General features: G+C 63.1%; 20 protein-coding genes and 1 pseudogene. 8 read left to right on the top strand and 13 right to left on the bottom strand.

Translation table 11 applies throughout. The annotated features are described in order from the left end of the window. Nucleotides 1-2: 2 nt before the first annotated feature. The 6 genes from ACK3BK_RS23490 to hutC form a co-directional block, all read right to left on the bottom strand. Entirely contained in the window at nt 3-833 is an 831-nt protein-coding gene (locus ACK3BK_RS23490; RefSeq protein ID WP_186665768.1) for a glycine betaine/L-proline ABC transporter ATP-binding protein, read from the bottom strand. Further along, complete coding sequence (locus ACK3BK_RS23495) at nt 830-1681, bottom strand: ABC transporter permease (RefSeq protein WP_186665766.1); 852 nt, start codon at nt 1679-1681, stop codon at nt 830-832. Before ACK3BK_RS23495 ends, ACK3BK_RS23490 begins: the two co-directional genes overlap by 4 nt. A 26-nt stretch (nt 1682-1707) precedes the next feature. Further along, entirely contained in the window at nt 1708-2676 is a 969-nt protein-coding gene (locus ACK3BK_RS23500; RefSeq protein WP_411383418.1) for an ABC transporter substrate-binding protein, read from the bottom strand. A gap of 160 nt (nt 2677-2836) precedes the next feature. Next, nucleotides 2837-4516 carry a urocanate hydratase gene (gene hutU, locus ACK3BK_RS23505; RefSeq protein ID WP_186665762.1) on the bottom strand — a complete coding sequence of 560 codons (1680 nt, stop codon included), beginning with the start codon at nt 4514-4516 and terminating at the stop codon, nt 2837-2839. A 438-nt stretch (nt 4517-4954) separates the two neighbouring features. Further along, nucleotides 4955-5530 carry a HutD family protein gene (locus ACK3BK_RS23510; protein ID WP_186665760.1) on the bottom strand — a complete coding sequence of 192 codons (576 nt, stop codon included), beginning with the start codon at nt 5528-5530 and terminating at the stop codon, nt 4955-4957. Further along, nucleotides 5527-6237 carry a histidine utilization repressor gene (gene hutC / locus ACK3BK_RS23515; RefSeq protein ID WP_186666102.1) on the bottom strand — a complete coding sequence of 237 codons (711 nt, stop codon included), beginning with the start codon at nt 6235-6237 and terminating at the stop codon, nt 5527-5529. The genes ACK3BK_RS23510 and hutC overlap by 4 nt, the downstream gene beginning before the upstream one ends. A 143-nt stretch (nt 6238-6380) precedes the next feature. Between hutC and ACK3BK_RS23520 the strand changes: the two genes are divergently transcribed. Further along, nucleotides 6381-7745 carry a formimidoylglutamate deiminase gene (locus tag ACK3BK_RS23520; protein ID WP_411383419.1) on the top strand — a complete coding sequence of 455 codons (1365 nt, stop codon included), beginning with the start codon at nt 6381-6383 and terminating at the stop codon, nt 7743-7745. A 56-nt stretch (nt 7746-7801) separates the two neighbouring features. Here ACK3BK_RS23520 and ACK3BK_RS23525 read toward each other — a convergent pair whose 3' ends face one another. Together ACK3BK_RS23525 and bamE are read right to left on the bottom strand one after the other, a co-directional pair. Beyond that, the gene (locus ACK3BK_RS23525; protein ID WP_186665756.1) at nt 7802-8374 is read right to left on the bottom strand and encodes a lipocalin family protein; all 573 of its coding nucleotides are present in this window, start codon (nt 8372-8374) and stop codon (nt 7802-7804) included. Next, nucleotides 8371-8625 carry an outer membrane protein assembly factor BamE gene (gene bamE, locus ACK3BK_RS23530; protein ID WP_186721366.1) on the bottom strand — a complete coding sequence of 85 codons (255 nt, stop codon included), beginning with the start codon at nt 8623-8625 and terminating at the stop codon, nt 8371-8373. Before bamE ends, ACK3BK_RS23525 begins: the two co-directional genes overlap by 4 nt. A 222-nt stretch (nt 8626-8847) precedes the next feature. Here bamE and ACK3BK_RS23535 point away from each other — a divergent pair. Both ACK3BK_RS23535 and ACK3BK_RS23540 read left to right on the top strand, forming a co-directional pair. Further along, a pseudogene (locus tag ACK3BK_RS23535) lies at nt 8848-9834 on the top strand (cache domain-containing protein); the annotation flags it as partial. 177 nt (nt 9835-10011) lie between these two features. Further along, nucleotides 10012-10737, top strand: a complete 726-nt coding sequence (locus tag ACK3BK_RS23540; RefSeq protein ID WP_411384511.1) for a methyl-accepting chemotaxis protein — start codon at nt 10012-10014, stop codon at nt 10735-10737. 52 nt (nt 10738-10789) lie between these two features. On the opposite strand, the gene ACK3BK_RS23545 is transcribed toward ACK3BK_RS23540, so the two are convergent. From ACK3BK_RS23545 to ACK3BK_RS23555, 3 genes are all read right to left on the bottom strand, one after another. Continuing rightward, a complete protein-coding gene (locus ACK3BK_RS23545) occupies nt 10790-11386 on the bottom strand; it encodes a DUF924 family protein (RefSeq protein WP_186665752.1) in 597 nt (198 codons plus the stop codon). Between the two features lie 3 nt (nt 11387-11389). Continuing rightward, nucleotides 11390-12400, bottom strand: a complete 1011-nt coding sequence (locus tag ACK3BK_RS23550) for a class 1 fructose-bisphosphatase (protein WP_054895279.1) — start codon at nt 12398-12400, stop codon at nt 11390-11392. 246 nt (nt 12401-12646) lie between these two features. Then, entirely contained in the window at nt 12647-15097 is a 2451-nt protein-coding gene (locus ACK3BK_RS23555; RefSeq protein WP_411383420.1) for a glycogen/starch/alpha-glucan phosphorylase, read from the bottom strand. 187 nt (nt 15098-15284) lie between these two features. Between ACK3BK_RS23555 and ACK3BK_RS23560 the strand changes: the two genes are divergently transcribed. Further along, nucleotides 15285-15689, top strand: a complete 405-nt coding sequence (locus ACK3BK_RS23560) for a YkgJ family cysteine cluster protein (protein WP_054895281.1) — start codon at nt 15285-15287, stop codon at nt 15687-15689. A 184-nt stretch (nt 15690-15873) separates the two neighbouring features. Here ACK3BK_RS23560 and typA read toward each other — a convergent pair whose 3' ends face one another. Then, entirely contained in the window at nt 15874-17694 is a 1821-nt protein-coding gene (typA, locus tag ACK3BK_RS23565) for a translational GTPase TypA (RefSeq protein ID WP_186665747.1), read from the bottom strand. 127 nt (nt 17695-17821) lie between these two features. Beyond that, entirely contained in the window at nt 17822-19276 is a 1455-nt protein-coding gene (gene thiI / locus ACK3BK_RS23570; RefSeq protein ID WP_186665745.1) for a tRNA uracil 4-sulfurtransferase ThiI, read from the bottom strand. Between the two features lie 480 nt (nt 19277-19756). On the opposite strand from thiI, the gene glnA reads away from it, so the two are divergent. The 4 genes from glnA (at nt 19757) to ntrC (ending at nt 24638) form a co-directional block, all read left to right on the top strand. Beyond that, a complete protein-coding gene (gene glnA / locus ACK3BK_RS23575; RefSeq protein WP_063541420.1) occupies nt 19757-21163 on the top strand; it encodes a glutamate--ammonia ligase in 1407 nt (468 codons plus the stop codon). A gap of 150 nt (nt 21164-21313) precedes the next feature. Next, the gene (locus ACK3BK_RS23580) at nt 21314-21856 is read left to right on the top strand and encodes a chorismate mutase (protein ID WP_288377206.1); all 543 of its coding nucleotides are present in this window, start codon (nt 21314-21316) and stop codon (nt 21854-21856) included. 263 nt (nt 21857-22119) lie between these two features. Then, the gene (glnL, locus tag ACK3BK_RS23585; protein ID WP_186665741.1) at nt 22120-23205 is read left to right on the top strand and encodes a nitrogen regulation protein NR(II); all 1086 of its coding nucleotides are present in this window, start codon (nt 22120-22122) and stop codon (nt 23203-23205) included. After that, a complete protein-coding gene (gene ntrC, locus ACK3BK_RS23590; protein ID WP_063541426.1) occupies nt 23202-24638 on the top strand; it encodes a nitrogen regulation protein NR(I) in 1437 nt (478 codons plus the stop codon). The genes glnL and ntrC overlap by 4 nt, the downstream gene beginning before the upstream one ends. Nucleotides 24639-25008 lie beyond the last annotated feature (370 nt).

Genomic DNA, 25008 nt, shown 5'->3' on the forward strand with positions numbered 1-25008 from the left:
CCTCATACCGCGACGGCGCGGCGCTGAACGAAACGGTCAACGTATTCGTCGGCCGGCGAGTGAAGGATTTCCTGCGGCGTACCCACCTGGATCAGGCGGCCATCCTTGAGAATGGCAATGCGGTTGCCGATGCGTACCGCCTCGTCCAGGTCATGGGTGATGAACACGATGGTCTTGTGCAGGGTTTTCTGCAGCTCCAGCAACTGGTCCTGCATTTCGGCGCGGATCAGTGGGTCGAGGGCGCTGAAAGCCTCGTCCATGAGAATGATGTCAGTGTCGGCGGCCAGCGCCCGCGCCAGGCCCACGCGCTGGCGCATGCCGCCGGAGAGCTGGTGCGGATACTTCTTCTCGTAGCCCTTCAGGCCCACGGTCTCGATCCACTGCAGCGCACGCTCCTGGCACAGCTGCTTGCTCTCGCCACGCACCTTCAGGCCGTAGGCGACGTTGTCCAGCACATTGCGGTGCGGCAACAGGCCGAAGCTCTGGAACACCATGCTGATCTTGCGTCGGCGGAATTCGCGCAGGGCGTCCATGTCGTACTGCAGGATATCTTCGCCATCCACCAGGATCTGCCCGCTGGTGGGGTCGATCAGGCGGTTGAAGTGGCGCACCAGGGTGGACTTGCCCGAGCCGGACAGGCCCATGATGACGAAGATCTCGCCGCTGCCGATCGACAGCGACAGGTCGTTGACCCCAACCACGCAGCCGGTCTGCGACAGCACCTGCTCCTTGCTGCGCGCCTCGCGGATCAGTTGCAGGGCTTCCCCGGCGCGCTCGCCGAAGATCTTGAAGACGTTCTTCACTTCGATCTTGCTGATCGGCTGCGTGCTCATTTGCTCACCTCATGACGTGGCCGACCATAGGCCTGGGTAATGCGGTCGATCACCACCGCGAGAATCACGATGGCCAGGCCCGCTTCGAGGCCGCGGCCAACGTTGAGGGTCTGGATGCCGACCAGCACGTCCTCGCCCAGGCCGCGGGCGCCGATCATCGAGGCGATCACCACCATCGACAGGGCCATCATGGTGGTCTGGTTGATCCCGGCCATGATGCTCGGCAGCGCCAGCGGCAACTGCACGCCGAACAGCTGCTGCCAGCGGTTGGCGCCGAAGGCGTTGATCGCTTCCATCACCTCGCCATCGACCTGGCGAATCCCCAGGTCGGTCAGGCGGATCAGTGGCGGCGCGGCATAGATGACCGTGGCGAAGATCGCCGGCACCTTGCCCAGGCCGAACAGCATCAGCACCGGGATCAGGTACACGAAGCTGGGCATGGTCTGCATGATGTCCAGCAGCGGCATCAGTACCGCCCGCAGGCGATTGCTGCGCGCCGACAGGATGCCCAGTGGGATGCCCACCAGCACCGAGATCAGCGTGGCCACCAGCATCAGCGCGAGCGTCTGCATCAGCTTGTCCCACAGGCCGACAGCGCCGACCAGGAACAGCAGGCCGGTGATCACCAGGGTCGGCAGGATGCGGCGGGTGGCGTGCCAGGCGATGACCGCGACGACCCCCAGCATCAGCCACCAGGGCGTCGCACGCAGCAGGCCTTCGAGGTTGACGATGGCCCACAGCAGGGTGTCGGAAATGTGCCGGAACACATCGCCGTAGTTGGTCACCAGCGCATCGACCCAGCCATTGACCCAGTCGGCGATGGAGAATGTGAGGTTGTCAGGGAACATAGGTACCACTCATCAGGTGAGGACGCTCAGAGCGCCGCATTGATCTTCTTGGCAGCGTCTTCACTGACCCACGCCTGCCAGACTTCAGGATGTTCCTTGAGGAAGATCTTGGCCAGCTTCGGCGATTCGATGCGTTCCTTGCTCATGCGCCCCAGATTCTGGTTGAGAATGTCGAGCGGAATATTGACCTTTTCCAGTACGCCGACCAGCTCCGGCGCTTGTTCGTGGAAGGTTTTCGACAGGCCGACCTTGATCGACACGGTCTTGTCCACACCCGGCTTTTCCTCGAGCTTGACCAGGTCGATCTGGCCCATCAGCGGGGTCGGCGTCCAGTAGTAGAGGAGGATCGGTTCGCCGCGCTTGTAGCTCGACAGCGCCGCAGCATCCAGCGCCGGGCCGGTGCCCGGGCGGAAGTTGGTGAATTTGTCTTCCAGGCCGTACTCCTTGAGCATCTGGGTGTTGTCCAGCTCACAGGTCCAGCCGGCCGGGCAGTTGTAGAAACGGCCTTTGCTCGGTTCTTCGGGATCCTTGAAGACACTGGCGTACTGGGCCAGGTCGGCCACGTTCTTCAGATCCGGCGCCTTGGCTTCGAGCTTGCGCTTGGCATCGCCCTCGATCACGTAGCGCGGCACGTACCAGCCTTCGACCGCACCGACCACCGGTGCGCCGACGCCGACCACCTTGCCGGCTGCCTCAGCCTTTTTCCACACCTCGCTGCGACCCACCCATTCCTCGGCGAAGACCTGGATATCGTTGGTGCCCAGGGCGTTCTCCATGGTGATGGAGTTGCCCGGCAGGCTGTCGGTCTTGCAGTCGTAGCCCTTCTCGAGAACGAACTGCATCACGTCGGTCAGCAGCATGCCGCTTTCCCAGTTCAGCCCGGCGAATTTCACCGGTTTGCCGGATTCGCACCAGGTAGCGGCCTGAGTGGCACCGGCGCTGCCGAGCAGGCCAAGGGCGAACAGCGAAGCAAGCAAGGTCTTGTTGGTTTTCATTGCGTGACGCTCCCAAACTTAAGAAGTGGAAATCGGCAGTCCCTGCAAAGAAGGTGGATCACCTGGGGCCACTGCGTGCCCCTTCGCGGGCAAGCCCGCTCCTACAGTAGGAGCGGGCTTGTCCCGCGATGGGGCTGCGCAGCAGCCCCTGGGACGCGGATCAACCCGTAATCATCGGCAGGTTCAGACCCTGCTCTTTGGCGCAATCGATCGCAATCTGGTAACCGGCATCGGCATGACGCATCACGCCGGTGGCCGGGTCGTTGGTCAGGACGCGGGCAATGCGCGCTGCCGCTTCGTCGGTACCGTCACAGACGATGACCACACCCGAGTGCTGGGAGAAGCCCATGCCCACGCCACCGCCGTGATGCAGGGAAACCCAGGTGGCACCGCCTGCAGTGTTGAGCAGGGCGTTGAGCAGCGGCCAGTCGGACACGGCATCGGAGCCATCCTGCATGGATTCGGTTTCACGGTTCGGGCTCGATACGGAGCCGGAGTCCAGGTGATCGCGGCCGATCACCACCGGGGCGGACAGCTCGCCGCTGCGCACCATTTCGTTGAACGCCAGGCCCAGCTTGGCGCGAAGGCCCAGGCCAACCCAGCAGATACGTGCCGGCAGGCCCTGGAAGCTGATGCGCTCGCGGGCCATGTCCAGCCAGCGGTGCAGGTGCTCGTCGTCCGGGATCAGTTCCTTGACCTTGGCGTCGGTCTTGTAGATGTCCTGCGGGTCGCCCGACAGGGCTGCCCAGCGGAACGGGCCGATGCCGCGGCAGAACAGCGGACGGATGTAGGCCGGCACGAAGCCTGGGAAGTCGAAGGCATTCTTCACGCCTTCTTCCTGGGCCATCTGGCGGATGTTGTTGCCGTAGTCGAAGGTCGGCACGCCAGCCTTCTGGAAGTCGAGCATGGCTTGCACGTGCACGGCCATCGATTGCTTGGCGGCCTTGACCACGCCAGCCGGGTCGGTCTTGGCGCGGTCGCGGTACTGCTCCCAGGTCCAGCCGATCGGCAGATAGCCATTGAGCGGGTCGTGGGCGCTGGTCTGGTCGGTGACCATGTCCGGACGCACGCCACGCTTGACCAGTTCCGGGAGGATTTCAGCAGCGTTGCCATGCAGGGCGATGGAAACCGCCTTGCCTTCGGCGGTGTACTTGGCGATGCGTGCCAGGGCGTCATCGAGGTCGGTGGCCTGCTCGTCGACATAACGGGTGCGCAGGCGGAAGTCGATGCTGACCTGCTGGCATTCGATGTTCAGCGAGCAGGCGCCAGCCAGGGTCGCGGCCAGAGGCTGGGCACCGCCCATGCCGCCCAGGCCTGCGGTCAGCACCCAGCGGCCCTTGAGGTTGCCGCCGTAGTGCTGGCGACCGGCTTCGACGAAGGTTTCGTAGGTGCCCTGAACGATGCCCTGGCTACCGATGTAGATCCAGCTGCCGGCGGTCATCTGGCCGTACATGGCCAGGCCCTTGGCGTCCAGCTCGTTGAAGTGCTCCCAGTTGGCCCAGTGCGGCACCAGGTTGGAGTTGGCGATCAGCACACGGGGGGCGTTGCTGTGGGTCTTGAACACGCCGACCGGCTTGCCCGACTGCACCAGCAGGGTTTCGTCGTCGTTCAACTCCTTGAGGGTGGAGACGATCTTGTCATAGCACTCCCAGTTGCGCGCAGCACGGCCGATGCCGCCGTACACCACCAGCTCCTTGGGGTTTTCGGCCACTTCCGGATCCAGGTTGTTCATCAGCATCCGCAGCGGGGCTTCGGTCAGCCAGCTCTTGGCGTTCAACTGGGTGCCACGTGGGGCGCGGATCTCGACGTCACGGAAGGTGGTGGGCTTTTTGTCAGTCACGAAAGGTGCTCCTTGAGCGATCTATTCAAACCCGACGAGATCGGCGGGCCGGGGCTGTTCAGTACCGTGCGGATGGGACGGCCTATCCACTATCGCGCACTTATCTTTACTTGTACATACAAGCATATGCAATTGAATTGCCAAGTCGTCGAAACGGGTGGTTAGAGGTGTTCGGGTGATGGGCTGCAGACCTTGTGACTCAAGGGCTTGAGGGGGGGAAGAAAAATCAGGGGGAAGGATGTGGTGGGAATTCAGACGGCAATGGCTTTGCGCCACCTTGGGGCATTCGGTAACAGGGTGCGCTGTTTGCGGGCGTTACCGGGTAACTGTTTTGCAGGGTTTTTGAGGGCCCTATCGCGGGACGAGCCCGCTCCTACAGGTCCAGGACAGCGCTGAATCTGTAGGAGCGGGCTCGTCCCGCGATAGGGCCCTCGAAACTCACACGTGTCGAGGGCTCAACTCGATAACGCAGCAGCGCCCCGATACCTCGACCTCGAGCAAGCCCGCGTTACCACTGAGCTGCAGGCAGTCATACAACCCAAGCCCCGACTCCTGCCCCTGGATCGCAACGTGCAAGTCCGCCTCGGCACTGAACACCAGCACGGTCTCGGCCGCACTGAACAGGCGGGTGCTGGCGGCAAACCACTGCAACCGCGCCCCGTACCGGTTCGGCGCATAGATCAGGTTGAAGTCGCGGATCGGGCCACCCTGAAGCGTGCAGGCCACCTGGCTCTCGCCACTGAACGCAAAGGCATCGAACGGTAGCAACGGCCGGCTTTCGTGACCGTCCACCGACAGGCGCATGCCATCGCCCTGCAGCACGGTGATGATCCGCTGGTAACCGGTGAAACTGGAAAAGCCGCCAGAGGCCTCGATATCGGCGATCGACAGGCGCCAGCCGAACCCGTCCAGGCCAACGCCGGCATCGCGGGTGATCTCTTCGGTGGACCCACCACCGTTCTTCCAGGGCATGCGCGGATAATCGCGGGCACGCAACAACTGCAACTGGCTCATTTGCTGAAACGTCCTTCCAGGCGATGACGGGAACCGGGGTGAATCAAGCGCGCGGCGGTGACCGGCTGGCGGCCCGACCAGGTACGCCGGCGAATCAGCAGGCACGGCTCGCCACGCTCGATCTGCAGCAGCTTGCATTCGTCAGGCTCAGCCAGGATCGCTTCGACCACGTGCTCGCCTTCGGTCAGCGGGGCGACCTGGGACAGATAGGCGTAGGGCGTCTGCCGGGTGAAGTCCTGCTTGAGGTAGTCTGGCGCGATCAGTGCATTGACGTAGCGGTCCTCGATCTGCACCGGCACGCCGTTTTCGTAATGCACGATCAGCGAATGGAACACCCGCTGGCCTTCGCGCATGTCCAGCGCCAGGGCACGCTCGGAGCCGGCAGGCTCTTCGGCCAGGACGATCACCTGACAGCGGTGCTGATGCCCGCGCCCGGCGATCTCGTCGGCGATGTTGTTGACTTCGAACAATGCAGAGCGGGTCTTGGGTTCGGCGACGAAAGTCCCGACGCCCTGCATGCGGACCAGCAGGCCCTCGGCGGTCAGCTCGCGCAGGGCGCGGTTGATGGTCATGCGGCTGAAGCCCAGTTGGCTGACCAGCTCGCTTTCCGACGGGACGCGATGATGGGGCGGCCAGCTGCCGTTTTCGATCTGCTGGACGATCATCTGCTTGACCCGCGCATACAGCGGCGCCGGCCCTTCGCCCATCTGGGCCACCAGCGCGGAGACGGAAGGTGTCGGCACGGCTATGCATCCTTGTGCAATTTGATTGACGGTAGCTTGCCGCAGTTTACCCGGCAGGCAAACGTCTGTATATGTATATACAAATAACGATACAGGATGACCGAGTGATGTCCGCCTACTTCGCCGAACGTGCCCTGCTGCCTTCAGGCTGGGCCAGCAATGTCCGCCTTGAGGTGTCCGCCGACGGGCGGCTCGAAAAAATAGACGCGAACGCCAGTGCCGAAGGCGCCGAGCACCTGGCCGGCCCGCTGCTGCCGGGCATGCCCAACCTGCATTCCCACGCCTTCCAGCGCGCCATGGCAGGCCTGGCGGAGGTGGTCGGCAACCCCAACGACAGTTTCTGGACCTGGCGCGACCTGATGTACCGCCTGGTCGGCCTGATCACTCCCGAGCAATTGCAGGTCATCGCCCGCCAGCTGTACATCGAGATGCTCAAGGCCGGCTACACCTCGGTGGCCGAATTCCACTACGTGCACCATGACAACACCGGCAAGCCCTACGCCGATCCCACCGAGCTATCCCGCCAGATCAGCGCCGCGGCGAGCGCCAGCGGCATCGGCCTGACGCTGCTGCCGGTGCTGTACTCCCACTCCGGCTTCGGCGGCCAGGCACCGAACGAGGGCCAGCGGCGCTTCATCAACGCCACCGAGCAGTACCTGCGCCTGCAGCAACAGCTCAAGCCGCTGCTGGCCGCGCAACCCGCGCAGCACCTGGGCCTGTGTTTCCACTCGCTGCGCGCGGTAACGCCACAGCAGATCGCCGAAGTGCTGGCCGCCAGCGACAAGGCATGCCCGGTGCACATCCACATCGCCGAGCAGCAGAAGGAAGTCAACGACTGCCTGAGCTGGAGCGGCCGTCGCCCGGTGCAGTGGCTGTACGAGCACGTAGAGGTGGATTCGCGCTGGTGCCTGGTGCATGCAACCCACGTCGAGGCCGACGAAGTCAGCGCCATGGCCCGCAGCGGCGCGGTGGCAGGGCTGTGCCTGACCACCGAGGCCAATCTGGGCGATGGCATCTTCCCGGCCGTCGACTTCCTGGCCCAGGGCGGGCGCATGGGCATCGGCTCGGACAGCCATGTCTCGCTGAGCGTGGTCGAGGAACTGCGCTGGCTGGAGTATGGCCAGCGCCTGCGCGACCAGCGGCGCAACCGGCTATGCCGCAGCGACCAGCCGATGGTCGGCCGGACCCTCTACGACGCGGCGCTGGCAGGCGGTGCGCAGGCCCTGGGGCAAGAGATTGGCGAGCTGGCGGTGGGCAAGCGTGCCGATTGGCTGGTGCTCGATGGGCAGGATCCGTACCTGGCGACCTCGAGCGGCGACGGCATCCTCAACCGCTGGCTGTTCGCCGGCAGCGACCGTCAGGTGCGTGATGTGATGGTCAACGGACAGTGGGTGGTGCGCCAGGGGCGACATGCGCTGGAAGAGCAAAGCGGGCAGGCCTTCGCAGCGGTATTGCGCACACTGCTGGGCTGAAAGCCGGCGCGATCACCTGCTCGATCGCGCCAAGCCTGGATCTGGAACCCGGCAACTCAATGCCGGGCAACGATTGCCTTGTCCGACACCCGCCAGATCAGCCGGCTGGTGTCATACCCCTGCTGGCGAGCCTTCGACAACAGATTCTCGCGCTCCCATGCCGGCAGGCTCGGGGTTCGCGACAGGATCCACAGGTACTTGCGGTTGGGGCTGCCGACAATCGCGGTACGGTAGTGATCGTCCACGTACAGGATCCAGTAGTCCGCCTTGGTCAGCCCCGGCACCAGGCGAGTGAACCAGTTGTCGAACTCCACCCACAACTTGTCGGTGCGCCCCGGCTCCTCGATGCCGGCGCGGCCCTCGGCGCGCAGCCATTCGTCACCTTCGGTACGGCAACGATTGAGCACGCCCAGGCTGCCATCGGGCCTGAGGTTGTAATGGGCTTCGGATTGCGCACAGCCTTCCTGGAAGCGCATCGGCAGGCGTGCCAGCTCGAACCACTTGCCCTGGTAGCGCTTGAGGTCGACGTTGCCAGCCGTCTTGGGCGCCAGCGAATCCACCGACGAGCTGGCACAACCGCCGAGCACCAGCGCAAGCCCCAGCGCCAGCAACAGGTGCACGCGCTTCATTTGAGGCCCTGCCCGGAGTACATCAGCACTTTGTCAGCGGCGTACTGGACACTGATGAAACTCTTCTCGTCGCCCCAGGTGCAACTGCTCATGCCGAGTGCTCCGGAGCACTCCTTCGGCGAGCCGAGCAACTGCTCGACCTCGGCCTTGGTCATGCCGGCCTTGAGCTTGGAATAGTTTTCCTGGTTGATCTTGCTGCAGGCGGTCAGGACGACCAACAAGGACAACAGGGCGAGGGAACGCAACGACATGAAGGGCTCTCCTGGAGATGGATGCAACAGGCGAGACGGCCTGCAGAGAGCTTAGAAGCAAAAATGCCTCCCCGGTTCCCTGCTACCCCTGCTTTCGTACCATGCCGTTGGTCGGGTGCTGTCACAAAACGCTCATGGCTATTTCATCGCAGGCGACATAGCATTCAGCGATGTGGCCTTTTGCCGCACCCTCCTCCCGAAATGCCTGCGCAGACCTTGCACATGACAAAAAATCTCAAGTTCAGCCACAAGATCCTGGTGGCCGCCGCACTCGTGGTGGCCGTCGCCTTCGCCTGCTTCGTGCTGTTCAACGACTATCGCCAGCGCCAGTCGCTGCGCAGCGACACCGAAACCAACCTGCAAGCCCTGGGCAACCTGACCGCGGGCAACATCCGCACCTGGCTCGACAGCCGCATGCAACTGCTGCAGTCACTGGCCCAGCAGATCGCCGTGGACGGGCCGCAGAAGGCCAGCCTTGACCGCAGCCTGGCGCTGCCGGTGTATGCCAGCAACTTCCAGCTCACCTACTTCGGCGGCAAAGATGGCCGCATGCAATCGGTGCCGGTCGGCAATCGCGCCCCCGACTACGACCCGCGCGCCCGCGGCTGGTACAAGGCCGCCAGCGCCGCCAACCAGACCATCATCACCGAGCCCTATATCTCGGCGTCGGCCGGCAAGCTGGTGGTCACCCTCGCCACGCCCGTGCAGCAGGCCGGGCAACTGATCGGCGTCAGCGGCGTCGACACTGACCTGCAGACCATCAGCAACCTGGTCAATGCCCTGGACTTCGGCGGCAAGGGCCACGCCTTCATCGTCAACGGTGAAGGCAAGATCCTCATCCATCCAAAGGCCGACCTGGCGCTCAAGACCCTGGCCGACCTCTACCCCAACGCTACCCCGCGCATCGCCAAGGGCATGGCTGAAGTCGAAGCGGACGGACGCAGCCAGTTCATCAGCTTCAGCCACGTCGATGGCGTGCCGGCGGACTGGTACGTCGCCCTGGTCCTGGATCAGGACGCCGCCTTCGCCATGCTGGGCGAACTGCGCACCTCGGCAGTGGTGGCAACGCTGATCGCGATAGTGGTGATCATCGCCCTGCTCGGCCTGTTGATCCGCGTGCTGATGGAGCCGCTGCATGTCATGGGCCGCGCGATGCGTGACATCGCCGAGGGCGAAGGCGACCTGACCCGGCGCCTGACCATCCACGGCCAGGACGAGTTCGGCAGCCTGGGGCAATCGTTCAACCGCTTCGTCGAGCGTATTCACGAGTCGATCCGCGAAGTGGCCTCGGCCACTGGCCAGGTCAACGCCGTGGCCAGCCAAGTGGTGAGTGCCTCCAACGCCTCCATCGAAAATGCCGACCAGCAGTCCAGCCGCACCAGCAGCGTGGCGGCGGCGATCAACCAGCTGGGCGCCGCAGCCCAGGAGATCGCCCAGAATGCCGCCCTCGCCTCGCAGCACTCCAGCGACGCCCGTGACCTGGCCGCGGAAGGCCAGCAGGTGGTTGGCCAGACCATCGATGTGATGAACAAGCTGTCGGCGCGGATCAGCGATTCGTGCGGCAACATCGAGACGCTCAACGCCCACACGGTGAACATCGGCCAGATTCTCGACGTGATCAGCGGCATCTCCCAGCAGACCAACCTGCTGGCGCTAAACGCCGCCATCGAGGCCGCACGGGCCGGCGAGGCCGGGCGCGGCTTTGCCGTGGTGGCCGACGAAGTGCGCAACCTGGCGCACCGCACCCAGGAGTCGGCGCAGCAGGTGCAGGGGTTGATCGAGGAACTGCAGGCTGGCGCGCAAGTGGCGGTGAGCACCATGAACCAGAGCCAGCAGCACAGTGATCACAGCGTCGAGATCGCCAACCGCGCAGGTGACCGCCTGGGCAGCGTGACCCAACGTATCGGCGAGATCGACGGCATGAACCAGTCGGTGGCTACGGCGACCGAAGAGCAGACGTCAGTGGTCGAGTCGATCAATGTCGACATCACCGAGATCAATACGCTGAACCAGCAAGGGGTGCAGAACCTGCAGAGCACCTTGCGTGCCTGCAACGACCTGGAGCATCAGGTCGATCGGTTGAAGCAGTTGGTGGGGAGTTTCAGGATCTAAGGTTCGACGGCGCCTTCTTCGCGGGTAAACCCGCGAAGAAGGCTGCGCTGATTTAGAACCGGGAGCCCGGCTCCAGCAGAAAGTCCATCTCTTCACTGGTACTCGGCCGCCCCAGCAACAGATTGCGATGCGGGAAACGGCCGAACCGAGCGATCACCCGCTGGTGCTGCTCGGCATAGTCCAGGAAGCCTTCGAACAGCCGACGATTGGCCTCAGGCTGCTCGTCCAGCAACGTCCGGTAGCGCTCCACGCACAGGTTCTGCCAATCCAGCACCTCGGCGTGCTCCAGTACCAGCAGCACGAACACGCGCTGGATCGGCAGCAGCTGATAATCCCAGCCCTTCTGCAAACCCTGCATGGCCACCACCTGGGCACGCCGGTCGCCCTCGAAGGCGCGCGGCGTGTCGCGGTAGATCATGCGCGGCAACTGGTCGAGCAGGAGCAACAGACCAAGCCAGCCCTGCGGGCTTTGCTGCCACTCGTCGAGCCCACCGGCCAGGGCCTGTTCGACCAGATCGCCGAACAGTGCCTGGGCATCGGCATCGTGATGCTTGCCGAACCACTGCGTACTCTTCTCGTCAGCCACGGCCTGGGCACTGGTGCCCCAACCGAACCACCACTCCAGCAACGGCTGCCAAGGTGCGAGCATGACTTACTCCTTGTGATAGGCGGTGACGCGCTCGACCTCTTCCTTCGAGCCCAGAATCACCGACACACGCTGGTGCAGGCTCTCAGGCTTGATGTCGAGGATACGCTCGTAACCGTTGGTCGATGCGCCGCCAGCCTGCTCGATGATGAACGACATCGGGTTGGCTTCGTACATCAGGCGCAGCTTACCCGGCTTGCTCGGCTCGCGAGCGTCGCGCGGGTACATGAACAGGCCGCCACGGGTCAGGATGCGGTGCACGTCGGCCACCATCGAGGCGATCCAGCGCATGTTGTAGTTCTTCTTCAGCGGCCCGGTCTCACCGGCCAGCAGCTCGCCCACGTAACGCTGCACCGGGGCTTCCCAGTGGCGCTGGTTGGACATGTTGATGGCGAATTCGGCGGTGGTTTCCGGCACGCGGATGTTTTCGTGGGTCAGGACGAAGCTGCCCAGTTCGCGGTCCAGGGTGAAGCCCTTGACGCCATTGCCCAAGGTGAGGATCAGCATGGTCTGCGGGCCGTAGATCGCATAACCGGCGGCGACCTGCTGGGTGCCTGGTTGCAGGAAGGCGTTTTCGTTGAGGGTTTCGTTCTGGCTCAGGTATTCGTTCGGGCAACGCAGCACCGAGAAAATGGTGCCGACCGAGACGTTGACGTCGATGTTCGACGAACCGTCCAGCGGGTCGAAGACCAGCAGGTAGGCGCCTTTGGGGTACTTGCCCGGGATCTGGTAGGCGTTGTCCATCTCTTCGGACGCCATGCCGGCCAGGTGGCCGCCCCACTCGTTGGCCTCGAGCAGGATGTCGTTGGAGATGACGTCGAGCTTCTTCTGCACTTCGCCTTGCACGTTTTCGGTGCCCATGCTGCCCAGCACGCCGCCCAGGGCGCCCTTGGACACGTGGTGGCTGATCTCCTTGCACGCGCGCGCCACCACTTCGATCAGGAAGCGCAGATCGGCAGGAGTGTTGTTGCTGCGGGTCTGCTCAATCAGATAGCGACTCAGGGTAACGCGGGACATGTATGGCTCCGAAGTGGAAAGGGGTAGAAAAACCCCCGCAGTTTACAGGGAGAGTGGCAGCCTAGCGAGCGAAGAGACTCGCCTGGCGGATCAGACGGTGGTTCGGGCGATGAGTTCAGGCAGTTGGTCGGCGGCGACCTGATCGCGGGGCAAGCCCGCTCCCACAGGCACCCCGCTGATCCCGAAACCAACGGTGCACCTGTGGGAGCGGGCTTGCCCCGCGATAGGGCCGGAACTGACACCCTGCTAATCCAACGCCTTCCATATCTCGGTGGCATATTCGCGAATGGTGCGGTCCGACGAGAACCAGCCCATCCGTGCGGTATTGAGCACCGCCATGCGCCACCACTCCTGCGGCGTATGCCACAGCTCCTCGACCCGCCGCTGGGCGTCCCAGTACGCATCGAAATCGGCGCACAGCAGGAAGCGGTCGTAGGCCACCAGGCCGTCGATCAGCCCGGCATAGCGCCCTGGATCATCCGGCGAGAACACCCCGCTGCGGATCGCCTGCAACACATCGCCCAGGCGCCCGGAGGCGGCCACGGCCGCCGCTGCACCAAAATCGCCCGCACGCTTGCGCGCCTCGACCTGCTGGGCGGTCAGGCCGAAGATGAACATGTTTTCCGCGCCGACCTGCTCGCACATCTCGACGTTGGCGCCGTCGAGGGTGCCGATGGTCAGCGCGCCGTTGAGGGCGAACTTCATGTTGCTGGTGCCGGACGCTTCGTACCCGGCAGTGGAGATCTGCTCGGAAAGGTCGGCCGCCGGGATGATGCTCTCGGCCAGGCTGACGTTGTAGTTGGGCAGGAACACCACCTTGAGCAGCCCGCGCACGGTGGGGTCGTTGTTGACCACCCGAGCGATGTCGTTGGTCAGCTTGATGATCAGCTTGGCCTGGTGATAGCTGGCTGCCGCCTTGCCGGCGAAGATCTTCACCCGCGGCGCCCACGGGGTGCCGGGGTCATTGCGCATGGCCTGGTACAGCGCGACGGTATGCAACAGGTTGAGCAACTGGCGCTTGTACTCGTGGATACGCTTGACCTGCACGTCGAACAACGCTTCGGGGTTGACCGTCACGCCGATGCGGTCCTGGATGATGCTCGCCAGTGCGCGCTTGCTATGCAGGCGCTGGGCGGCGAACTGCTTGCGGAAGGTGGCTTTCTCGGCGTGGGGCGCCAGCGCCTTGAGCTTGCCCTCCGGATCGTCCAGCACCTCGGCGCCCAGGGCGTCGACCAACATGCCGGTCAACTGCGGATTGGCCTGGTACAGCCAGCGGCGGAAGGTGATGCCGTTGGTCTTGTTGTTGATCCGCTGCGGATACAGCTTGTGCAGTTCGGCGAATACCGTGCTCTTCATCAGCTTGCTGTGCAGCGCCGACACGCCGTTGACGCTGTGCGAGCCGAGAAACGCCAGGTTGCCCATGCGCACACGGCGGCCGTTGTCCTCCTCGATCAGCGACACCGCGCGCAGCACGTCGAAGTCGTGCAGCCCTTTGGCCCGCAGCGCGTCGATGTGGTACGCGTTGATCAGGTAGATGATCTGCATGTGCCGCGGCAGCATGCGTTCCATCAGCGCCACAGGCCAGGTTTCCAGGGCCTCGGGCAGCAGGGTGTGGTTGGTGTAGGCCAAGGTGCCGACCGTCAGCTCCCAGGCCTTTTCCCAGGGAATGGCATGCTGGTCGACCAGCAGGCGCATCAGCTCGGCGACGGCGATCGAGGGGTGGGTGTCGTTGAGCTGGATCGCCGCCGAGTCCGGCAGGTTGAGCAGGTCATCGTGCATGTTCAGGTGACGTCGCAGCAGATCCTGCAGCGACGCGGAGACGAAGAAGTATTCCTGGCGCAGGCGCAATTCCTGCCCCGCTTCGGTGCTGTCCGCCGGATAAAGCACCCGCGAGATGCTTTCGGCCCGCGCCACTTCGGCCACCGCCCCCAGGTGATCGCCGGCATTGAAGCGCTCCAGGTGCAACTCTTCGAGCGCCCGGGCGCGCCACAGGCGCAGGGTGTTGACGCTGGAACCGCGCCAGCCGACCACGGGCGTATCGTAGGCCACGGCACGCACGGTTTCGCCCGGCGTCCAGACCTGCCGGGCAACACCCTGGGCGTCGTGCAGCGTTTCGACACTGCCGCCAAAACTGATCGGATAGATCACCTCGGCGCGCTCGAACTCCCAGGGGTTGCCGAAGTCCAGCCAGTTCTCGGTCTGCTCCTGCTGCCAGCCATCGACAATGGCCTGGCGGAACAGCCCGTGCTCGTAGCGGATACCGTAGCCATGGGCAGCGATGCCGAGGGTCGACATGCTTTCCATGAAGCACGCCGCCAGCCGTCCCAGGCCGCCATTGCCCAGCGCGGCATCGGGCTCGAGCAGGCGGATGCGTTCAAGGTCCACGTCCAGCACCTCGAGCGCTTCACGGGCGATCTCCAGATAGCCCAGGTTGCTCAGGCTGTCGTACAGCAGCCGGCCGATGAGGAACTCCAGGGAAAGGTAGTAGACCCGCTTCTGGCTGCGCCGGTAGGCCTGGCGGGTGTGGTCCATCCAGTGGTCGACCATGTGATCGCGGGCGGCCAGGGCGATGGCTTCGAACCAGTCATGGTCGAAGGCATGTTCCGGGTCCTTGCCGACCGCGTAGGTCAGTTTGTCCAGTACAGCGGCGCGAAAAGCGGCCACCTCGGCGTCACGAGCTTTGGGTTCCTGGGACATGCGGCATCCTCGGGCAAGTTGACGAATACGGAGGGAGATTGAAGAGACTAGACCCTTCGACAGGGAGTGACAGGCTACGGTTCGCAGTTTTCATGCCGCCTTGGCGATTCCGGCAAAAGGTTGTTCACAAATTGAACAACTCCGGTATGATCGCGCGCCCCAAGACCGTGATCCGCCCACTATTAAAATGAAACCGACCCTGATCGCCGCCGCCGAAGTCGACCGCCTGGAAACCTGGCAGCGCTACACCAGCAGCATGTGCCATGGCTGCCATTCGACCTGCTGTACCCTGCCTGTGGAGGTGAAGATCAAGGATCTGATCCGCATCGGCGTGGTGGACGAGTTCGAGAAGGACGAGCCGCCGAAGAACGTCGCCAAGCGCCTGCAGAAAGAAGGCATCATCGAGCGCTTCAACCAGAAGTCGGGCATTTTCACCCTGACCCGAATGAGCAACGACGATTGCATGTATCTGGACCGCAAGAGCCGGCTGTGCACCATTTATGACAAGCGCCCGGACACCTGCCGCAACCACCCCAAGGTCGGACCGCGGCCGGGGTATTGTGCATACAAGCCCAAGGTGGTTGGGCGATAGGCCTGTAGCGCCGGTTCGGGCCTCTTCGCGGGCAAGCCCGCTCCCACCGGTCCTGCGCATGCCCTATCCCTGTGGGAGCGGGCTTGCCCGCGAAGAGGCCGGTACAAACACAACACAAACTGCAGACAAACAAAAACGCCCCCGGCCTTTCGACCGGGGGCGTTTTCATTCAGCCTGAGCTAACTCAGTTCTTGGCTTTCTTGGCAGCGCGGGTACGCTCGCCTTCGTCCAGGATCTTCTTGCGCAGACGGATCGACTTCGGTGTGACTTCGCACAGCTCGTCGTCCTGGATGAACTCCAGGGCCTGCTCCAGGGTGTGGCGAACCGGCGGAACCAGGGCGATGACTTCGTCCTTGCCCGAAGCACGCATGTTGTCGAGCTTCTTGCCTTTGGTCGGGTTCACGCCCAAATCGTTGTCACGGCTGTTCAGACCGATGATCTGACCGTTGTAGATCTCCTGGCCGTGCTCGACGAACAGCTTGCCGCGCGCCTGCAGGGTTTCCAGCGAGTAGGTCAGGGCCTTGCCGGTCTCGACCGAAACCAGAACACCGTTCAGACGGCCGGACATCTGGCCCGACTTCATGGTGTCGTAGCGATCGAAGATCGAGGTCAGGATGCCTGCACCGTTGGTCAGGGTCAGGAACTGGTTACGGAAACCGATCAGACCACGGGCCGGGATGTTGTACTCCAGGCGAACACGGCCTTTGCCATCCGGGACCATGTTGGTCAGGTCGCCCTTACGCAGGCCCATCTCTTCCATGACCTTACCCTGGGATTCTTCAGGGATGTCGATGGTGACGTTCTCGAACGGTTCCTGCTTCACGCCATCCACTTCGCGGATGATCACTTCAGGACGACCAACGGCCATCTCGAAGCCTTCGCGACGCATGGTTTCGATCAGAACCGACAGGTGCAGCTCACCACGGCCCGATACCTTGAACTTGTCAGGGGAATCGGTTTCCTGAACGCGCAGGGCTACGTTGTACAGCAGCTCCTTGTCCAGACGGTCCTTGATGTTGCGGCTGGTGACGAACTTGCCTTCTTTACCGCAGAACGGCGAGTCGTTGACCTGGAAGGTCATCGAAACGGTTGGCTCGTCGACGGTCAGCGGCTTCATCGCCTCTACCGCGTCCGGGGCGCACAGGGTGTCGGAGATGAACAGCTCGTCGAAACCGCTGATGCAGACGATGTCGCCAGCCTGGGCTTCTTCGACGTCGACGCGGTGCAGGCCGTGGTGGCCCATCAGCTTGAGGATACGGCCGTTGCGCTTCTTGCCGTTGGTGTCGATGGCGACAACCGGGGTGTTCGGCTTGACGCGACCACGGGCGATACGGCCAACGCCGATAACACCGAGGAAGCTGTTGTAGTCCAGAGCCGAGATCTGCATCTGGAACGGACCTTCACGGTCAACGTCCGGCGCAGGTACGTTGTCGACGATCGACTGGTACAGCGCGGTCATGTCCTCACCCATTTCGGTGTGGTCCAGACCGGCGATGCCGTTCAGGGCCGAGGCGTAGACGACTTTGAAGTCCAGCTGTTCGTCGGTGGCACCGAGGTTGTCGAACAGGTCGAAGATCTGGTCCAGAACCCAGTCAGGACGCGCGCCCGGACGGTCGACCTTGTTGATCACGACGATTGGCTTGAGGCCGGCTTCGAAGGCTTTCTTGGTTACGAAGCGGGTTTGCGGCATCGGGCCGTCCTGGGCATCGACCAGCAGCAGCACCGAGTCGACCATCGACATTACACGCTCAACCTCGCCACCGAAGTCGGCGTGGCCGGGGGTGTCGACGATGTTGATGTGGTAGCCGTTCCAGTTGATGGCGGTGTTCTTCGCCAGAATGGTAATGCCGCGCTCTTTTTCCTGGTCGTTGGAGTCCATGACGCGCTCGTCGTTGAGCTCGTTACGCTCCAGGGTGCCGGACTGGCGCAGGAGTTTGTCGACCAGGGTGGTTTTACCATGGTCAACGTGGGCGATGATGGCGATGTTACGCAGATTTTCGATCACAACTGTATCTCGTGCAGAGGATTCGGTTTGCCGCCAGTCTAGGCAGCCAATATGAAGGTAAAAGGCTCAGCGGGCCCGCAGGTCGGGAGGGCGATGGCGGATGCTGCCGCCATACAGCCCTGGCGTCTTATGCCGGACGATAAACACGCACATTGGCATGCCCCTCACTGAGCAGGTGGTGTGCGTGCAAACGGCTCATCACACCCTTGTCGCAATAAAGCAGGTACTGGCGGTTGGCATCGAGCTGCTTGAACTTGCTGTTGATCGCGTAGAACGGCAGTGCCTGGACTTCGACGCCTTCGATCTGCAGCGGTTCGTCTTCCTGGGCGTCAGGGTGACGAATGTCGATGACGATCTGGCCCGGCAGCGCCTCGGCCACTTCCTCGATCTCGATATCCTTGCCCAGCTCGTCGATCACGTGGTCGATGGAGATCAGCTTGGCGCGCTCCAGGGCGCGCTCGAGCACCGCCATGTCGAACTGCTTCTCTTCATGCTCCATGCGGTGGCGCTTGGCATGGGTGGTCGGGTTCACCGAGATCACGCCGCAGTACTCGGGCATGTGCTTGGCGAAATCGGCGGTGCCGATCTGGTAGGCGGTATCGATGATGTCCTGCTTGTGGCTGGCCAGCAGCGGGCGCAGCACCAGCTTGTCGGTGGCCGAATCGATGATCGCAAGGTTGGGCAGGGTCTGGCTGGAAACCTGCGAGATCGCCTCGCCGGTGACCAGGGCGTCGATTTCCAGGCGGTCAGCCATGCGCGCCGCGGCACGCAGCATCATGCGCTTGAGCGTCACGCCCATATAACTGTTGTCGACCTTGCCGAGAATCTCGCCGACCACTTCTTCGAACGGCACGCTGATGAACAGCACGCGCTGGCTGCTGCCGTATTTCTTCCACAGGTAGTGCGCGACTTCCATCACCCCCAGCTCGTGGGCACGGCCACCGAGGTTGAAGAAGCAGAAGTGGGTCATCAGGCCGCGGCGCATCATCTGGTAGGCGGCCACGGTGGAGTCGAAACCACCGGACATCAGCACCAGCGTCTGCTCCAGCGCACCCAACGGGTAGCCGCCGATGCCATTGTGCTGGTTGTGGATGACGTACAGGCGCTGATCGCGGATCTCGATGCGCACCATCACTTCGGGGGTCTTCAGGTCGATGCCGGCGGCGCCGCACTGCTGGCGCAGCTGGCTGCCGACGTAGCGATCGACGTCCATCGAGGTGAAGTCGTGGTGGCCACCGCGCTTGCAGCGCACAGCGAAACGCTTGCCGGCCAGCAGGTGGCCGAAGTGCTGCCTGCATTTGTCGACGATGTCGTCGAAGTCGCCCAGCGGATATTCCTGCACCTGCAGGAAGTGGGTGATCCCTGGGGTGCAGGTCAGGCGTTCGATCATCTCGCGCTGGATCTTCTCGTCCTCGATGCGGGTGACCACTTCGAGGTTATCCCAGACACCATCGACCACGAGCTCCGGATCCAGATCCTTGAGCACGTTGCGGATGTTCTTGCCGAGCTGGCGGATGAAGCGCTTGCGCACCGGCCGGCTCTTGATGGTGATCTCTGGGAAGACTTTGACGATAAGTTTCATTGGGTTAACAGCGCGCCCGGGGCCTGCCGAAAATGAGGGGCGCGAATTATAGCGGAAATGGCTCGAGGTTTGAGCAACTTTTGATCAGAGGTTTGTTCGAGGGCTTTCGGGTGGGATTGATGGCGCTTGCAAAGGCCCTTTCGCGGGCAAGCCCGCTCCTACAGGATCTGCGCCCACCGGCAACCCCGTGGGAGCGGGCTTGCCCGCGAAGAGGCCCTCAAAAAACGCATCACGCACAAATAAGCGCACCAAAATGAAGCATTGTCGCAAGGAAATGCCTTTTATGAGTGCACAGCCTCACACCCTTCCCTCGCCAAACGCCCGCAAACGCCCATTTTCATGGCGCCATCGCCATTTTCGGGCACTGGCATGCAATTTGCTCCCTTGTGATGCAGGTAAGCTTGGCCGACTATCCGCGCCCGGCGACACCCTTTTTCCAGGGCAGCGGCCAAGCGCACCCTAGACCATCCGGAGGACAACATGTCGAAGTCGGTTCAACTCATCAAAGATCATGACGTCAAGTGGATTGATCTGCGTTTCACGGACACCAAAGGCAAACAGCACCACGTCACCATGCCGGCTCGCGATGCGCTGGATGAAGACTTCTTCGAAGCTGGCAAGATGTTCGACGGCTCCTCCATCGAGGGCTGGAAAGGCATCGAAGCTTCCGACATGATCCTGCTGCCGGACGACTCGTCCGCCGTGCTGGACCCGTTCACCGAAGAGCCGACCCTGATCCTGGTCTGCGACGTGATCGAGCCGTCCACCATGCAAGGCTACGACCGCGACCCACGCGCCATCGCCAAGCGTGCCGAAGAGTTCCTGAAGAGCACCGGCATCGGCGACACCGTGTTCGTCGGCCCGGAGCCTGAGTTCTTCATCTTCGACCAGGTGAAGTTCAAGTCGGACATCTCCGGCTCGATGTTCAAGATCTACTCCGAACAAGGCTCCTGGATGACCGACCAGGACGTCGAAGGCGGCAACAAGGGCCACCGCCCTGCCGTCAAAGGCGGCTACTTCCCGGTTCCGCCGTGCGACCACGACCACGAAATCCGTACTGCCATGTGCAACGCCATGGAAGAAATGGGCCTGGTCATCGAAGTTCACCACCACGAAGTGGCGACTGCCGGCCAGAACGAGATCGGTGTGAAGTTCAACACCCTGGTCACCAAGGCTGACGAAGTCCAGACCCTGAAGTACTGCGTGCACAACGTCGCCGACGCCTACGGCAAGACCGCAACCTTCATGCCGAAGCCGCTGTACGGCGACAACGGCTCGGGCATGCACGTTCACATGTCGATCTCCAAGGACGGCAAGAACACCTTCTCCGGCGAAGGCTATGCCGGCCTGTCCGACACCGCCCTGTACTTCATCGGCGGCATCATCAAGCACGGTAAGGCCCTGAACGGCTTCACCAACCCGGCCACCAACTCCTACAAGCGTCTGGTACCAGGCTTCGAAGCCCCGGTCATGCTGGCCTACTCGGCCCGTAACCGTTCGGCCTCGATCCGTATTCCTTACGTTTCCAGCCCGAAAGCCCGCCGCATCGAAGCGCGCTTCCCGGACCCGGCTGCCAACCCGTACCTGTGCTTCGCCGCACTGCTGATGGCCGGCCTGGACGGTATCCAGAACAAGATCCACCCAGGCGATGCCGCCGACAAGAACCTGTACGACCTGCCGCCTGAAGAGGCCAAGGAAATCCCACAGGTTTGCGGTAGCCTGAAAGAAGCCCTGGAAGAGCTGGACAAGGGCCGTGCGTTCCTGACCAAGGGCGGCGTGTTCTCCGACGACTTCATCGATGCCTACATCGAGCTGAAGTCCGAAGAAGAAATCAAGGTCCGTACCTTCGTTCACCCGCTGGAATACGACCTGTACTACAGCGTTTGATGCGCGCGGCGCTTGCGCCGTGACCGTCTAGAGAAACGGCCTCCTTCGGGAGGCCGTTTCTGTTTTTACACTCAAGCCATTCGGACGCATCCTACTGGTGCACCGAGCAGCATTGGCCACACTCGCATCTCCACCTGCCAGGAGATTCCCATGCACCCACTGCCACTTGCCCTGCTCTGCGTCATTGCCCTGTCCGGCTGCGTGAACGCCACCCCACCCGACACCACCTTCGACCCGCTGCTCGACAGCATCGAACAACGGCTGGATATCGCCCAGGCGGTCGCCCTGCATAAATGGGATCGCCAGCAGCCGGTGCAGGACAGCCCTCGCGAACGACAGGTGCTGTTGAACGTGAGCCAGCTTGCCCCCGAGCACGGGCTGGATCCGGCACGCGCCAGCCAGTTCTTCAGTGACCAGATAGAAGCCAACAAGCTCAGGCAGTACCACCTGCTCACGCAATGGCACCTGCTGCAAAAAGCCCCCGACATCCCACGCCAGGACCTCGCCAGCGAGATCCGTCCGCGCCTGGACCTGCTGCAAGGCCGACTGCTCGACGCCCTCGCCCGCTTCGACCAGGCACCTCCCGCGCAGTGCGGCCACGCACTGGCCGAAGCCATTGCCTTGCGCTCCAGCGACGCCCCGCGTCGGCTGTTCCTCATCCGGGCCACCGCCAACCTCTGCCAACGCCCCTGAGGCTCTATGCTCTATATTGGTGCACAAAACCGCTGAACGCCCTGCAATGCAACCCAAATTAGGTCAGGAGAATCGGTAAACCAGGCTTTTCTGAGCCGATTTTGCGCATACCCAGCGCTTTATCGGGCAATTCCGCTTCTTTTCGGAGCCTTGGTTTGTTTCTTGCATTTTCAGGCTATCAGCGGAATACCAGCGTGCCCGCCCCTGGCTCGACCAGGGGCGCCATGTGCCAGAACAGCGCCAAAAGAGGTCAACGACGCCCCATGACCATCAGCGATGCACAGCACCGTCTGCTACTGGACAACCTGACCACTGCCACCTTGCTGCTCAACAGCGAACTGCGCCTTGAGTACATGAACCCGGCAGCGGAAATGCTCCTGGCCGTCAGCGGCCAGCGCAGCCATGGCCAGTTCATCAGTGAACTGTTCACCGAATCGACCGAGGCGCTCAATTCCCTGCGCCAGGCCGTGGAGCAGGCGCACCCGTTCACCAAGCGCGAAGCCCAACTGACCTCGTTGACCGGCCAGAGCATCACCGTCGACTACGCCGTGACGCCGATCCTGCACCAGGGCAACACCCTGCTGCTGCTCGAAGTCCACCCGCGCGACCGCCTGCTGCGCATCACCAAGGAAGAAGCGCAGCTGAGCAAGCAGGAAACCACCAAGATGCTGGTGCGCGGCCTCGCCCATGAGATCAAGAACCCGCTCGGCGGCATCCGCGGCGCAGCCCAGCTGCTGGCCCGCGAGCTTCCCGAAGATGGCCTGCGCGACTACACCAACGTCATCATCGAAGAAGCCGACCGCCTGCGTAACCTGGTCGACCGCATGCTCGGCTCGAACAAGCTGCCGTCGCTGTCGATGACCAACGTGCACGAAGTGCTCGAACGTGTCTGCAGCCTGGTAGAGGCCGAAAGCCAGGGCGGCATCACCCTGGTGCGCGATTACGACCCGAGCCTGCCGGACGTGCTGATCGACCGCGAGCAGATGATCCAGGCCGTACTCAATATCGTGCGCAACGCCATGCAGGCGATCAGCGGGCAGAACGAACTGCGCCTGGGCCGCATCACCCTGCGCACCCGCGCGGTGCGCCAGTTCACCATCGGCCATGTGCGCCACAGGCTGGTGGCACGGGTCGAGATCATCGACAACGGCCCCGGCATTCCCTCGGAACTGCAGGACACCCTCTTCTATCCCATGGTCAGCGGGCGCCCGGACGGTACCGGGCTCGGGCTGGCCATTACCCAGAACATCATCAGTCAGCATCAGGGGCTGATCGAGTGTGAAAGCCATGCCGGCCATACCACCTTCTCGATCTTCCTGCCCCTGGAACAAGGAGCCACAGCCCCATGAGCCGTAGTGAAACCGTGTGGATCGTCGACGATGATCGTTCCATCCGCTGGGTCCTGGAAAAAGCCCTGCAACAAGAGGGCATGACCACCCAGAGCTTCGACAGTGCCGACGGAGTCATGGGTCGCCTGGCCCGGCAGCAGCCGGACGTGATCATCTCCGACATCCGCATGCCTGGCGCCAGCGGCCTGGACCTGCTCGCGCAGATTCGCGAACAGCACCCGCGCCTGCCGGTGATCATCATGACCGCCCATTCCGACCTGGACAGCGCGGTGGCGTCTTACCAAGGCGGTGCCTTCGAGTACCTGCCCAAGCCGTTCGACGTCGACGAGGCGGTGTCGTTGGTCAAGCGCGCCAACCAGCATGCCCAGGAACAACAGGCGCTCGAAGCGCCGCCCGTACTTGCCCGCACGCCCGAGATCATCGGCGAAGCCCCGGCAATGCAGGAGGTGTTTCGCGCCATCGGGCGGCTGAGCCACTCCAACATCACCGTGCTGATCAACGGCGAGTCCGGTACCGGCAAGGAACTGGTCGCCCACGCCCTGCACCGCCACAGCCCGCGTGCGGCTTCGCCGTTCATCGCCCTGAACATGGCGGCGATTCCCAAGGACCTGATGGAGTCCGAGCTGTTCGGCCACGAGAAAGGCGCCTTCACCGGCGCGGCCAACCAGCGACGCGGACGCTTCGAACAGGCTGACGGCGGCACCTTGTTCCTCGACGAGATCGGCGACATGCCTGCCGACACCCAGACCCGCCTGCTGCGCGTGCTGGCCGATGGCGAGTTCTATCGGGTCGGTGGCCATGTACCGGTGAAGGTGGATGTGCGCATCATCGCCGCGACCCACCAGAACCTGGAATCACTGGTACAGGCCGGCAAGTTCCGTGAAGACCTGTTCCACCGCCTGAACGTGATTCGTATCCACATCCCGCGCCTGGCGGACCGGCGCGAGGATATCCCGGCCCTGGCCCGCCACTTCCTGGGCCGCGCGGCGCGGGAGCTGGCGGTCGAGCCCAAGCTGCTGAAGCCGGAAACCGAGGAGTTCATGCGCAACCTGCCGTGGCCTGGCAACGTGCGTCAGCTGGAGAACACCTGCCGCTGGATCACGGTGATGGCCTCCAGCCGCGAGGTGCTGATCGGCGACCTGCCGCCAGAGCTGCTCAACCTGCCGCACGATGCCGCGCCGGTCACCAATTGGGAGCAGGCGCTGCGCCAGTGGGCCGACCAGGCCCTGGCGCGCGGGCAGTCGAATCTGCTCGACAGCGCCGTGCCGAGCTTCGAACGGATCATGATCGAGACCGCACTCAAGCACACCGCCGGACGCCGACGCGATGCCGCAGTGCTGCTGGGCTGGGGGCGCAACACCCTGACTCGCAAGATCAAGGAGCTGGGGATGAAGGTCGATGGCGGGGATGACGACGAGGGTGAGGATCACTGAGGCCTGACGCGTCGCGCTGCGCTCATCCGATCCCAAAGCAAGCCCGGCTCCTGTAGGAGCGGGCTTGCCCGCGAACACGGGCGTAGCCCGTGCCATGCACCGCGGTGTCTTTTTCGCGGGCAAGCCCGCTCCTACAAAAACATAGCCTGCCTACCCCACCAGCCCTCCTCTGCACCGATCCTGTGCCACTTGCACCTCGGCAAGGCACAAATCCCCTCCAATCCCCGCAAAACCACCCTGAAAGCCCAGTATTTCCGGGCCTTTCAAAACTGGCACGCCCCCTGCAATAGGTACTGTATCTCCAGTTTCGGGGGCCTCGGTACAGGCAGGCCGGGATATCCCCTCTTTTATTCGCAACACCGCCCGTTTT

The organism is Pseudomonas sp. L7 (assembly GCF_046605565.1).
Lineage (GTDB): Bacteria > Pseudomonadota > Gammaproteobacteria > Pseudomonadales > Pseudomonadaceae > Aquipseudomonas > Aquipseudomonas wayambapalatensis.